Consider the following 12,049-nt stretch of genomic DNA (forward strand, 5'->3'; position numbering starts at 1 on the left):
TTTTGGCAGGGCCTGAAGTTAGAAAACGAAACACTCATCTCTTAACGCTAGTTGTATTTATCAAGATGACTTGTTTAGTTATTAAACGAGTCAATTAGCGATGCATTATATCTTCATGGCCATAGCCTGGCATAAATCCAAATAAGCCTCGGTTAACCACTTCAGATGGTCGGTGAGTCACAACACCATTTCCTGCGGGGTCGTCACTCCATGTCGTTGCGATAGGGTCGTGCGACCCCATGACTGACGGGCCCGTTTGGCAATAAGCTGGAGTCTCAGACAACTGCACATAAGGCATAATGCGAGTGAACACCGAACCGGATTCACTAGTTTGGTCGATTAAGTACTCGCGCATGTCAGCCATTGAAATTGGCACCACTTCTTCTTTATGAACATCTAAGCTCAGAAGCTCCATGGCTGAACGCGCTAGCATGGTTTCTACGTTCCAAAATCCACCCTTTTTCTCGCGTTGGATAAGCGCTGAAATCGTCCCGATTGCTGCTAAGAACCCAGTGCTGAAATCGAGTGCAAGGGCGCCAACAAGGTGGTGCTGATCGCGACCTTGTGATGCAATGTGCGTCATGCCAGTACAAGTTTGAGCTAATTGTTCCCAACCTTTACGTTTGCTCCAAGGGCCCGTTGGACCGTATGCAGATATCTGAGTTACGACAAGGTTTGGGTTAATTTCCATTAGTGTTTCTTGGTCAAACCCTAATCTTTCTAAAGAGTTAGGTCCATAACCCCACACAAGAGCATCGGCATCTTTCAATAACTCAGTAAATTTGTCTTTGTGTTGCTGCTGCTTCAGGTCAAGCTGAATTTGCTTTTTACCGTAGCTTTGTTCAAAAATCACTGGGTACAGGAAGGGAAACTCAGGATTACGAATTGAGATAACGTCTGCGCCATACTCTGACAGTTGGCGAGTTGACCATGGGCCAGCGACAACGTGTGTTACATCAATAATCTTAAGTCCTTCAAGTGGGCGATGCTTTGCCTGAGTGAGTTTCTTAGATTTTGCATTACCTTGGTGATCCATCAACACTAGTGGGTGTTTAGCCATAGCTTGACCCTGTGGGTGTTCTCGCCATTGTTCAGGTGTGTATAGCGGAGCCATACATAGACCTTGTTCTTCAAAATCGGCTTCAATCTTTGCTATGTCAACCTTGGCAACTTGGTCACTCAAGCTTTGGTAGTTATTTGCCGAATCGAAGTAATTTAGAATACCGTCGCGTAGATGTGGGTAAGCGCCGTTCATACACATCCACTGGCCGTCTTTTGATTGTTGGATGCTGTTCACCGGTACCTCGATTTCGCCACCAAGAATCAATGTACCGTTTAGGTAATGATAAGCCGGATCGTTTAGGCTGATCGTCGCATGACGTCGGTCAACAGTAACGTTCTGTTTTGGCAAGCCTCTTAGTTCGCCTATTTCCTCTAAGCTAGCACCAAACGCTGCAATAACACCGGTAATGTAGTCTGCTGTTGCGAGGTTTTCTTTTAGGTAAGTTGGCGTTTGAATGACATTAATATCCGATGCTGGTGTGCTCAGGTTTAGTGTCTCTGTAATGTGTTGGTATACTTTTCTTTGATTAATATTCATATTGTTCTCACTAATTTTTTACTTAATTGAGCGCTGCTAGGTTTAACAGCAGCGCATCTAACTAATGCCGTTGGGCATGACGGTTAGTCCTGCGGTTTGTGTTGCTCCAGCTCTGGCGGATAATCAACGACATAACGCTCAACTCGGTTGTTTTCGTCCAGCCACAGAATATTCAGCAGTGTGTCGACGACAATAACGTTGTCTAGGTTCTGTTTTTCGGTGATCTGAGCACCACCATGCATAATGATCGCGCTACCAACTTGGTAAACATCGTGGATGAAATGCTCCGTGATGTATGGTTCATCGATTTTTTTGAAATAGGCTTTGGCCGTTTCAATTCCGACGATCATTTCCTGTCCAAATTGCATCACAATGTCGTCACGCAAGATCTCGAAACCTGAGTTTTCAGAGAAATCTAAGGAATCAATTGCCTGAAATAGTTTTGGCAACCAGATTGGTATTTCGATTTTTTTCATTTGTGTTTTCATGAGGTTTCCCTAACTCCAATAAACAAGTAAATGTTTGTTTATCATTCGATTGCTTATCTGGAGTACTGTTAACTAAACTTAATCGGGTATTTATGTATGGTTAGAACTTGTAGTTGAATTCGAATCCACGGGTTGCGTCTGAGTAGTCTTGCTCTGAATCCCACTCTTCATGATATTGAACGTCGAAGTTGGTGGTGATTCGGTAAGTTAGGCGGATCTCGTTGGTGAATTGAGTATCGTCACCGTTGTAGTAGCCGTTTGTGTAAGCCGCTGCACCGCCCAGTGTGCTGCGCCATTCTGGGTTATACATAAAGTCCAAGTTGTCCAAGATGTTAACTTTTGCGTACGCACCGATTTGGCCGTAAGTACCGGGTAGGGTGTAGCCAGTAACGTGGTCATCAGCTGCGATACCATGTTCTTCAAGAGGTATTTCGCCATTCAGGATAGTTAAGCCAACACCCGCATAAGGTAAAATTTCAAGGCGGTTGAATTGGTATCTCCAAGTGATGTTTGCTGATAGGTCGAGTTTTTCTTGTTCTACGTCGTACTCTGTATCGACGTAACTACCGAAGTTCGATGCCTTGTCAGTATTGAAGTAGCGAGCACGAACACTATCAATTGAATCATCGCGCTCGTTTGAGCCAGACCAACCTAGACTGTCTCCCGCAATGCCTTTTACTTCAAGAATACCTTTGGTTTGATGTGCTTCAGTCTGGTCGTCAATTTGCACTTTTACGCTTGCGCCGTAGTTGTCAAAGCCAATACCTGCGGTAACAGAAGAAGTGTCTTCATTGCTAGCAGCTAGAGCGCTAGTTGAAGCTAATGAAGCAATGAGGATAGCGGTTGTTGTGGCATTCAGTTTCATGGTGGTTCTCTCTTTCAATTTAAAATTTGGCGTAGTGCCGTGTTGTTGAGGGAGAGTATATTCACCACCTTATTTTCGATAAATATCTTGAATTACACTTCATAATTGCATTGATGCAACAATAGGGTTGCTATCGATTTCGTATATAGCGGGCAGTTTTTATTTGAGAAGTTCTGGGCGAGAAGTTAAATATGAGAGGCTTTTGCGTGTACCCAATATTGATTAAAGATTCTTGCATGAAAACAAGAGTGTTTACGAATGTCAGGTGTATTTCCACAAGCAGACGTTGAATACGATGAGCGCATATTCAAATCATTGATTAGGAAATAGCATGTTACAAGCACTTGAAAATCTGAAAGAAATGGTCGGTATTGAGATCGCACCTTCAATTACTTATTGCGATATTAATAAACAAGGTCCAGATAAGTACAACCTAGTAAATTGGGATATTAGTGATGCTTACTCATCATTGATCATGATGCAGGGGTTGTTAGTCGCAAACATTTGGGAAAAGAAAACGGGGGAAGGTCAGCACATCGAAATCGATCATGAGCGTGCGATGGAGCAAATGTATCGTCCATTTTTCATTCATGTGAATGGTAAACCACAGAATATCGCTGGTTTGGGGCGTCATACTTCCCTAACTCATAAAACGAAAGACGGACGTTTCATTGAAACGATGAACACGTTTAACCGTTTACATGAGAAAACGTTAGAAGTATTAGACTCCTCACCAAGCAAAGATAAAGTAGATGCTGCCTATGCCAGCAAAACCGCCCTAGAATGGGAAGAACAGTTGAACGCCGAAGGGCTGAGCTGCGCTATTCACCGCACAAGAGATGAGTTTAGAGCAACTGAACAAGGGCAATATTTGGATTCGATTACGCCTTTCGAAGTCACGCCTTTAGGTACTGGCTCTATTGTTCCTTTTTAAAAGAGTGATCGACCATTGAGTGACATTCAAATAGTCGATCTGAGCCATGTGTTGGCAGGGCCTTCAATGTCGAATTTATTGGCAGAGCAAGGTGCTAACGTGATTCATGTATCTAATCCAGGAGCTGAACGTGTACCTCTTAATGTATTAGACACAAGTCACGGTAAGAAAAATGTCGAGCTTGATCTGAATGCCCCTGAAGATTTGGAGACACTGAAAGGTCTTATCAAAGATGCCGATGTTTTCGTCAATGGTTATTCTCCAAGTCGCCTACAAGAGAAGTTTGGATTGAGCTTTGATTCGTTAACCGAGTTAAACCCAAATCTTATTATTGTCACTGAAAGCATGTATGGCGGTGGCCCGTGGGCAAATCGTCCAGGTTGGGAAAACCTAGGTCAAGCAGTCACCGGTATGATGATGGAAATCGGGACGGAAGAGCAGCCATTGCCATTTCCTTATGGTGCGCTGAACGATTACAGTACTGGCATTATGGGCGCGATTGGCGTGTTGAAAGCGTTGCACATTCGTGCGACGGAAGGTGGCAGCCAACATGTGAGTGCGGCTTTAACCAAAACGGCAATGTGGTACCAAGACCAACCTAAAACTAAACAAGTCAAAAGTTTACCAGCGTTCAAGGCGTTCTTAGGAGGGATACTTAAAGGAGGTCATTACAGTGAACACTCGATTGATACGCCTTCACCGTTCGGTGTCATTACTCACTTGAAGCCAGTGCTTGAGTATTCGAAAACCCCCGCGTATTGGGATAAACCAGCATCACCACTAGGCAGTTCATACCCATCTTGGGATGTTGATTAATCTAAATATAGCCACTTAGTGTTAGTAGATATGAGTAATTGAGACCATGTAGGAGGTTATTGCGGTCTCGTTTATTCGTTCTAATTCCGAAACTCTGATTTAGCACATCGTACAACACGTTTTTGTCCAAAGACGAGTCAGATGCTTCAGTAATGACATGAGGCTCATTGCTTCAACATGCATCACATCGCTAGCATAAGCCGACTATTCTCAATTCAGCACATAACCTCTTGCTTGTTGTAGCCATAGAACAAGCGTTAGAACTAAACTATTTGCACTCTTCTTAAAATGCGATGTCACACATAGTAATTTCCGGATTGTCTTAAATTTCTGCTGTTTATACCTAAATAACACATAAGTGTTGAAGCCTTATGCTCTTATTATTTCTATCTTATGTATCTGATTAAATTTGGTTTACTGGTTTATTTCTTAACTATTAAGTTTCTGATTTTAGTGTAGTTTGCAACGTATCTGTCATTGGCAAGTTGTTGAATAAGTTCGTCATTGGTTTGATGACCATTAGTTCAATAATCATATCTTTCAATTTTTGGAGTATATAATGCGTATTATGTTGCCATTCTTGGCACTAGCAGTATTGACCGCTTGTAACAGTTCAAAATCAGATAACGATAGTCATGCGCCTGTAGAGCCGCCTGTTGTTAACCCACCTCAACTTGTTCCCCTGACAGGTTTTGCTCTCGGCGAATTCATTGTGAATGGTGAAGTGAAAGCTGAAGACATTTCTGTTGAGCGCGACCACGTAGTTACGGCTACAACTACACGCAACGGCCAGTTCGTGTTTTCTGGTGAACAACTAGATGGTTTGCATGAAGATAGTGTTTATTTAGTTGAGGTAACGGGTGGATATTTAAGTCGCTCTGGCTCTATGAGTGATGACAGTTTTACCACGAGCTTTGAGGAAGAAACCTTATCAGCTTTGGTTAAGACGGGCTTGAACAAAGATCTTATTATTAGCCCTTTAACAACGGGTATCTCACGCTATGTGATGGAAAATGGTCTTGACTACCAAGACTATGAAGCATTGTTGCAAAGCTTACCTGAACCACTGCAAGCCATGCTTGAGCTTGACGAAAATTGGTCGTCAGTTAATGAGTTGGGTTATGCAATCAGTTATTTGAACCAAGCAGTTGCTGGTGCTTCTGAGTCAACCATCACGGGTATGAATAACGTAATTTCGTCACTAGAAGATGATGCAAAGTTCGATACAAATGATCTTGTTACACCAGAGATGATTGCTGAGTTTGCACCGCTTGCATATAAGTATGCTGAACGTGCACACAATCACATCAATGCGGCTGGGCAGTATGGTGCTACATTAAATGGCAACGAAGAGAGAGTTAAAGTTGGTGTTGTACCAGATACACAAGGTAGTGGCGACAACAACTCTTGGATTCTTCAAGACGGTTTGATGAACTTCTATAAAGAGCAAGGCGTTGATCTTGTTTTAGCGGTTGGAGACTTGACCAACAGCAATACTCAATATGAGTACGATAACTGGCTACGTATCATGGATAAGTACATGGACGAAACCGACGTTACTATCCTGCCTGTACGCGGAAACCATGAGAAGAACAGCATCTCTATCGCTGATCCTTCTGGGGGAGCAGATATATTCAAAGAAAACCTCCACTTTATGACTGAAGGGGGTGAGCACTTAGAGGGTTATGAAGGTCTGACATATGCTCATAAGTACAAAAACGTACTAGCTATCAGCCTTGATGTATACAAACACCACAACGGCAGTGATCTCAACCTTAAAAACCCTTGGTTAACCGCTTATCCATGGATCCAAGCTTTACTGGAAAAATATCACGACGAAGTTGACCATGTCTTCTTATCCACCCATGAGCCTATGTTTGGACGCCGCCGTAATGGTTATTGGAGTAGTATCGCTCAATGGCCTATAACGGGTGGAGCAGATAAATTAGAAGAAATGATGAAGTTGTTCTCCGATAACAATATTACCTACGTTTCTGGTCACGACCACCAGTACTCTCGCTCGGCGATTTTGGTTGATAGAAATCGTAATGTCAGCGATGAGCTACAAAAGCTCGTTCCTGTGCAGTACTTCGATCATATGATTAGTGGTAATGCCTCGTTTAAAGAGTACACGACCCGTTATCATGCTGGTGCACATCACTCTAATGATGATGAGTCGGTTCATGAAAGGTTAGTGGCTCGTCACACAATGTCAGGTATTGATACCGTTGGTTTGAACGCTTCAATTTTTGATATTCGAGGTAACCTTATCGAATACACTGGATACGTGGCACCACACACCTATACACAGTCAATTCAAGATGAGCATGAAGAGCGTGAAGAATGGGACGCATTTGACTATGACATTCCGTTCGAGTTGATTGACCGTTACAGCAAGGTTAAAGGTGCACATTCATATATTCTTGATAGTGAATTCAATACGGCAACTGAGACGGGGCTTATTCACCTTACTGCCGAAGCGAATGATGACTATGTAGGGACTCAAGCTCAGCTGCTTAACTACATCAATTACACCTTCAATACCTACGATAGTGAGGGGAGTGGCGGTATTTTAGAGCGCACTATGAACCAGGATACGCTTCTTACCTTCTCTTTCTTATCTGATTCAGAAAGTAACACGACATTGACCGATGTCTTGATGGTTAGTGGTACTCAGCAACAAGATGGTGTTCATTTGGATTCAGCAGGTGTTAACGTAACAGATGAAGGTCGTTTTGATGCTCACCGCATTCGTTATGACGATGAATCAATGGATGGCTTTATTGAAGATGTAAAAGGTGACCTATATGCACTTGGCTTCATTGTGCCAGAGGGCGTTGAACTTGATGAAGTCGAACCTGCTCGTTACGAGGAAGCAACAGGCCAATGGATTTCACAAGCCTACTCTGAGGGTGCGTTGAGTGAAGGCCGTCCGTTTGATGATACGTACTTGCAAGCTGGTACTTCGCTACCGGCTGAAATCGCCAATATCACAGACACAGAGCGTCACAAAATCAATGGCGTCGATCCAGAGTCACGCATGATTTGGTTCTTGTCGAATCAAGATGGCAAATTTGCTCTAGTTCGCAAGGGCTCTGCACTGTAAGCGCAGTAATATGAGTTCATTCATAAGTAGGGGAGTAGTATCCCCTACTTATTCGTGTCACTCCCCTATGATTTATAGGCTCTATTGAGCGTCACTTCGCAGTTACTTAACTGCATGAGATCAGTAAGACAAAGTTATGTTGAAAAAGAACGCTATCTTCATCCTTTTTTTAATTCTTTCGGTGGCCTACACATACACTGACTATCATTCATCACAAACTAATAAAGAGGTTAGGGTTGATAAAGCTGCAGTCAATAATTATCTCCACCACACCCTTGAAATAGTTCATCCTGAAGCGTTTGAAAACTTTCAAACAGGGCTTGATAAACAAACGCAACAAGCATTAATCAATAACCTCATTAACGATGAAATCCTCTATGAATATGGAATGCGCAAGCGCTTTGCTGAAAATGATGGAGACATAAAACAGATCGTTATAGGCAAAGCACAAAATGATATCGAGATGGAGTTACTCTCTGAGATAGATATCAGCAATGATCAAGTCTATGCCTACTATTCTAGTAATATTGATGACTATGTGTCGCCAGAGACGATTTCATTGGAACTGATCAATTTAATTGATAGCTCAGAGCAAACGGTCGGGGCCGCGCTACGCGCTATTGATAACGGTCAGAGTGCCAAAGAAATATCAACTCTTGCCAATATGCCTAACTTGATGCGCAACACAGATCCTCAGCGCCTCGACTTGGTGTTTGGACCAGAGGTTAGACAGCAGCTCTTTGAACAGGCTCGTGCTGGTCAATTAAATCGCTGGCAACAGGGCTTTACGACGAAACAGGGTTACCATCTCTATCGCCTCTCACAGTATCAAGAAGCACAACCAATTCCATTTAACCACGTTAAACAAAGTGTTGCGCAAGAACTGCTGATGGACGAATTACGCACCGCTTACGACGCACGCTTGGCAGATAAAAGACAGGCGTTTGAGGTTACCATTGAGCTTGACCAAGGAGGCAATGATGCGTCGTAAGCTCACCCTTACTATCTTGTGTTGGTTATATTCGCTCAGTGCATTCGCTCACTCGTTGGACGCAATGTTTGTCTCAATCACCGAGTATGCTCCCAAGCAATATCGAGCGGTTGTTACCCCAAGCGCAAAAGCGGATGCTGGAAATACTCCAAACTTGGTATTTCCAGAATTTTGCTCAAACGAATCCATCTTGGAGAATTTTTATACCTTAAACTGCAGTGAAAGCCTCATTGATGCTCAGATCAAAGTGGACTACTTCCTCAACGATTTGTGGGTCAACATGGTGGTCAGCTTTCGTGATATCTCAGGTAGAACTTCGGCTATAGAGATTCATCAAGATAATTACTTCACCTTGTCACAAAGTACTCACAGTACCCAGAGCTTCTCTTTTTTAACTGGCTTTGAGCACATGCTTGCGGGTATTGAACATGTGCTGATGGTGATTTTAATAGTCATGCTCTACCCAAAATGGCGAACGTTACTGAAAGTGATTTCACTTTTCACGATTGCACATCTATCAGCAATGTGGGCAGGCGGACATATCTCAAACTTTATCAGTTCTCAAAGTGCTGAGTACGTCATTTATCTTGCTTTGATTATAGGATTCTATCGTTTGGTGATGGCTCCTGAAGAGCATGCGATTCCACCCGTGTTCTTCGCCCTTGTAGGGTTATTTCATGGCTTGGCAATGTATAGCGTCATTTCAGAGATTTCGGCTCAGGGCCAATCGTCACTAGAACTTGTGCATTTTAATTTTGGGGTGGAGTTTGCTCAGTTGGTTGTAATAGGGGGCCTATTATTGCTATCAGCAATCGTTCGTCGATTGCAGATACCTAAGCAAGAGATAACCAAACATCTCTCCCTTGCTACTTATGTTATGAGCTTTTTTAGCCTGTACTTTATGATCGACTTCATCGCTAAACATCATATCTATTAACCTAGACAGCCAAGTATCAAACTTGGCTTTGTCCAGAACCGTCATAGATGGCACTTCGTAACTCGGAAGTGTCCAAGACGTGCTATCGAACCATCCGAACTCGTGAACAATTGCTTCAACTCTTCTTTTGGCAGAAATAAATTGAACATATAGACCTCAAGTATATTTACCAACTTAGAAAAGAATCATTACAGCAAACTAATCATTAATATTAAACGTTCATTCGTTCACCCGCTCCAAATGCTTGTCTATTATTAACCATAAATATGACTATGATGTTGGAGAATTAGTGAGTATGTCTAGAAAAGGAGTTCTGCTTCTTGTTTTGTCATTGATATCAACTATTGCTATATCAGTGATAGTAGCTTCGATTATTGCGCAGCAACAATTTCAAGAAAGTACATTTACTTCTTCGTCTCAAGGGGTTGAAAAACCTACAGATATCGGACTTAAATATGAGAAAATCGATATTATTCTAGATGGTCGTATATTGAAAGCTTGGTATGTCCCTGCGAAAAATGAAGTAGGTGCCGTATTGGTTTTTCATGGGCAGAATGAATCTTTGTCAAGTTGGATATCAGCAATTCAACGTCTGAATAACTACGGATTATCGGTTTTTTTGTTTGATTACAGTGGTTTTGGAGATAGCCAAGGTGAACCATCGGTTACTGCGCTACGCGAAGATGCAGGGGCGGCGTACAAAGAATTCCGACGATGGAGAACAGACACTGTTCCATCGTATTTTCTTGGATATTCTCTAGGTACAGGCATTCTTATAGATGCACTTAGTCACTATGACATGCCTGCAGACGGCATAATACTCGCTAGCCCATTTTCAACTATTCGTGATGTCGCGATTGAAGAAGGTTCTATACTACCTCTATTCTCATTCTTGGTGCCAAATGCCTATGATAATGTTGAGGGAGTTATGTCTATAAAACTCCCAATTCACATTATACATAGCGAAACTGACGGCCGATTTCCTGTATGGATGGCTCAACAAATTGCTAGTGCTACACCAAATGCTGATTTAGTAGTCGTTCCTACTCCAACCCATTCAGAGTTCTTAGCTAGCCCTCTTGAACTAGGTGGTGATGGGAAGCTTTTCTGGGGTGCGGTTTTACATGCGATGCACCCTAATTAAACATGACACTTCAATGGATGTCAGAGGGATTAGTCAACTGACCAGTTCTCGCGAGCCGGCACACTCCGTCAATAGCATGTTGTTTTATACCGAGGGTACTTCAGGTAACGTCGAACAAAGGAAACGCACTCCAGAGAATATAAAAAAGTAATTACCTTAGTTAATCATGGGGTAACAGGCTGTTGCTCATTTGTGGGGAATGATAGTTGTTGAAGATTCTGTAACTCCTTAGGATTACTCGGTAATTGCTCGATGTCTAATGTGCATGTATTGCACATTAGCTAAAGCTAATTCGATGGCCAGTGCTATGACTTCTGAAACATTTTGGGGTATTTCCTTCTTAGCATAAAAGCACTAAGGTGCTTCCGCCCCAAAACGTGCCAGCTTAGTTTTGGAGCGATAATTCCGGTCACAATTTACCCTACATTTCCTAATGCTAGGTCAAGATCGGAGCGTTCACGTATGCTTCGCTATTAATACTCTCCAAAAAGTGAGTTCATTATCAGGCTTTGGTAATGCTTTTTGAAGTCGGGACAGTTCATTCGGGTATTGTTTAGAAGATTACTTAAAATAGGAAAGAGAATGGGCGAGGAAACTAAACCAAGTAGCACAATTAAGAATGTGTCCTCATTGTAGATTTCTAGTTGTTTAGACTCTTTTTTTGCCGCCGTGAACAACTTGCTTATATGTTGATGGGTAGGAATCAAAATTCTTGTAAGATATTGAGAACGCTCATTACTAACGTCATACTCCATACAGATAAGACGAAGCATCTTTGGGTGTTCAAATAAGGTATTGATCAACACAGCCACTGCATTTTTAAATAGATTTAAGTTGTTTAGATCCGTGGTTTTAGATTGATCTAAAGCTTGATTTAAATCGGCTAAATAAGCGGCATTGTGTCTGTCAACAATAGCAAACCAAATATCCAACTTTGACCCGAAATGATGCTGGATGGTGCTATGAGAAACACCCGCATGAGTCCCTATCTGCCGAATGGAAGTCGAATCAAAACCTTTAGTAGAGAAAAGTTCGAATGCCCCATTGAGAATATCATGTCTAGTTTTTTGTGCTTCTTCAGCAGTTTGTCGGCCAACCCTAATTGTTTTTTTACTCACGTGTTGCTACCTGTTAAGCGGAGAAAGTCTGAGTAGCTTTTATCGGCTAC

Annotated in this window: 10 protein-coding genes; 6 read left to right on the top strand and 4 right to left on the bottom strand. The window is 42.3% G+C overall.

The features are described from left to right. Positions 1-94: 94 nt before the first annotated feature. The 3 genes from D5I41_RS12630 to D5I41_RS12640 form a co-directional block, all read right to left on the bottom strand. On the bottom strand, positions 95-1,600 hold the full coding sequence (locus tag D5I41_RS12630) for a CoA transferase (protein WP_119010079.1): 1,506 nt from the start codon (positions 1,598-1,600) through the stop codon (positions 95-97). Positions 1,601-1,683: 83 nt separating this feature from the next. Beyond that, positions 1,684-2,088 (bottom strand): hypothetical protein, encoded by a 405-nt coding sequence (locus D5I41_RS12635; protein ID WP_119010080.1) that lies wholly within the window; start codon positions 2,086-2,088, stop codon positions 1,684-1,686. 100 nt (positions 2,089-2,188) lie between these two features. Continuing rightward, entirely contained in the window at positions 2,189-2,953 is a 765-nt protein-coding gene (locus D5I41_RS12640; RefSeq protein WP_119010081.1) for a hypothetical protein, read from the bottom strand. Positions 2,954-3,284: 331 nt separating this feature from the next. On the opposite strand from D5I41_RS12640, the gene D5I41_RS12645 reads away from it, so the two are divergent. The 6 genes from D5I41_RS12645 to D5I41_RS12670 all read left to right on the top strand — a co-directional run bounded on the left by D5I41_RS12645 (position 3,285) and on the right by D5I41_RS12670 (position 10,881). After that, the gene (locus tag D5I41_RS12645) at positions 3,285-3,887 is read left to right on the top strand and encodes a CoA transferase (RefSeq protein ID WP_119010082.1); all 603 of its coding nucleotides are present in this window, start codon (positions 3,285-3,287) and stop codon (positions 3,885-3,887) included. 15 nt (positions 3,888-3,902) lie between these two features. After that, positions 3,903-4,703 carry a CoA transferase gene (locus D5I41_RS12650; protein ID WP_119010083.1) on the top strand — a complete coding sequence of 267 codons (801 nt, stop codon included), beginning with the start codon at positions 3,903-3,905 and terminating at the stop codon, positions 4,701-4,703. 559 nt (positions 4,704-5,262) lie between these two features. Beyond that, positions 5,263-7,809, top strand: coding sequence for a metallophosphoesterase family protein (locus tag D5I41_RS12655; RefSeq protein ID WP_119010084.1), 2,547 nt, complete (start codon positions 5,263-5,265; stop codon positions 7,807-7,809). A gap of 136 nt (positions 7,810-7,945) precedes the next feature. Beyond that, complete coding sequence (locus D5I41_RS12660) at positions 7,946-8,800, top strand: peptidylprolyl isomerase (RefSeq protein ID WP_119010085.1); 855 nt, start codon at positions 7,946-7,948, stop codon at positions 8,798-8,800. Next, positions 8,790-9,737, top strand: a complete 948-nt coding sequence (locus tag D5I41_RS12665; RefSeq protein WP_162892834.1) for a HupE/UreJ family protein — start codon at positions 8,790-8,792, stop codon at positions 9,735-9,737. The genes D5I41_RS12660 and D5I41_RS12665 overlap by 11 nt, the downstream gene beginning before the upstream one ends. Positions 9,738-10,032: 295 nt before the next feature. Beyond that, the gene (locus tag D5I41_RS12670) at positions 10,033-10,881 is read left to right on the top strand and encodes an alpha/beta hydrolase (RefSeq protein ID WP_119010087.1); all 849 of its coding nucleotides are present in this window, start codon (positions 10,033-10,035) and stop codon (positions 10,879-10,881) included. Between the two features lie 473 nt (positions 10,882-11,354). On the opposite strand, the gene D5I41_RS12675 is transcribed toward D5I41_RS12670, so the two are convergent. Beyond that, a complete protein-coding gene (locus D5I41_RS12675; RefSeq protein ID WP_119010088.1) occupies positions 11,355-11,999 on the bottom strand; it encodes a TetR/AcrR family transcriptional regulator in 645 nt (214 codons plus the stop codon). Between the last annotated feature and the right edge of the window lie 50 nt (positions 12,000-12,049).

Source organism: Vibrio superstes, from assembly GCF_003569005.1.
Taxonomy (GTDB): domain Bacteria; phylum Pseudomonadota; class Gammaproteobacteria; order Enterobacterales; family Vibrionaceae; genus Vibrio; species Vibrio superstes.

What these genes read in the sequence shown, in the direction of transcription:
- D5I41_RS12630 (WP_119010079.1), bottom strand. Translation starts at nt 1,600, where the DNA reads ATGAATATTAATCAAAGAAAAGTATACCAACACATTACAGAGACACTA.
- D5I41_RS12635 (WP_119010080.1), bottom strand. Translation starts at nt 2,088, where the DNA reads ATGAAAACACAAATGAAAAAAATCGAAATACCAATCTGGTTGCCAAAA.
- D5I41_RS12640 (WP_119010081.1), bottom strand. Translation starts at nt 2,953, where the DNA reads ATGAAACTGAATGCCACAACAACCGCTATCCTCATTGCTTCATTAGCT.
- D5I41_RS12645 (WP_119010082.1), top strand. Translation starts at nt 3,285, where the DNA reads ATGTTACAAGCACTTGAAAATCTGAAAGAAATGGTCGGTATTGAGATC.
- D5I41_RS12655 (WP_119010084.1), top strand. Translation starts at nt 5,263, where the DNA reads ATGCGTATTATGTTGCCATTCTTGGCACTAGCAGTATTGACCGCTTGT.
- D5I41_RS12660 (WP_119010085.1), top strand. Translation starts at nt 7,946, where the DNA reads ATGTTGAAAAAGAACGCTATCTTCATCCTTTTTTTAATTCTTTCGGTG.
- D5I41_RS12665 (WP_162892834.1), top strand. Translation starts at nt 8,790, where the DNA reads ATGCGTCGTAAGCTCACCCTTACTATCTTGTGTTGGTTATATTCGCTC.
- D5I41_RS12670 (WP_119010087.1), top strand. Translation starts at nt 10,033, where the DNA reads ATGTCTAGAAAAGGAGTTCTGCTTCTTGTTTTGTCATTGATATCAACT.